This is a genomic window from Streptomyces cahuitamycinicus (assembly GCF_002891435.1).
GTDB classification, from domain to species: domain Bacteria; phylum Actinomycetota; class Actinomycetes; order Streptomycetales; family Streptomycetaceae; genus Streptomyces; species Streptomyces cahuitamycinicus.
The window spans coordinates 1-479 of the sequence record NZ_POUC01000967.1 but is presented as its reverse complement, the minus strand read 5'-3'; the positions used below and the strand labels follow the sequence as shown (position 1 = coordinate 479).

Genomic DNA, 479 nt, shown 5'->3' with positions numbered 1-479 from the left:
CGCCCCGACCGGCCTGCCCCCCACCTGGCTGCCGATCGCGTGCGCCCCGTCCTCGAACAGCGGGATCCCCAGGGCGTCGCACTTCTGCCGCAGGCGCGGCGCCGGGTCCGGGTTCCCGTACAGGTTCGTGGTCAGCACGGCCGACACCGAGCCCCACACCTCGTCCGGCACGGCATCGATGTCGATGGACGCGTCGAGCGGGTTCAACGGCGCCTGCACCGGCCGCAGTCCGGCCGCGAGCACCACGAAGAAGATCACGTCGTCGTTGACCGGCGACATCAGCACGCGTCCGCCGGGCGGGCACCAGTGCCGCAGCGCCACATACAGCCCAAAGCGGCACGACGGTACGTACACACATTCCCGGCCGAGCCGAACGCGCATGGTCTCTTCCAGCCTCTTGGGCTGCGCACCATGCCGCACCGAACCCGGACCGGCCTCCCCTATGGCCATCCGCCCCCCAGATGTGCCGTGGGAAAGCC

The 479-nt window shown here is 71.0% G+C and carries 1 protein-coding gene; it reads right to left on the bottom strand.

Annotated features, from left to right (window positions below; all coding sequences use genetic code 11):
• The coding region (locus C1J00_RS44115) for a DegT/DnrJ/EryC1/StrS family aminotransferase (RefSeq protein WP_146046440.1) at window positions 1–450 on the bottom strand (450 nt) is incomplete at its 3' end.
• Window positions 451–479: the final 29 nt, after the last annotated feature.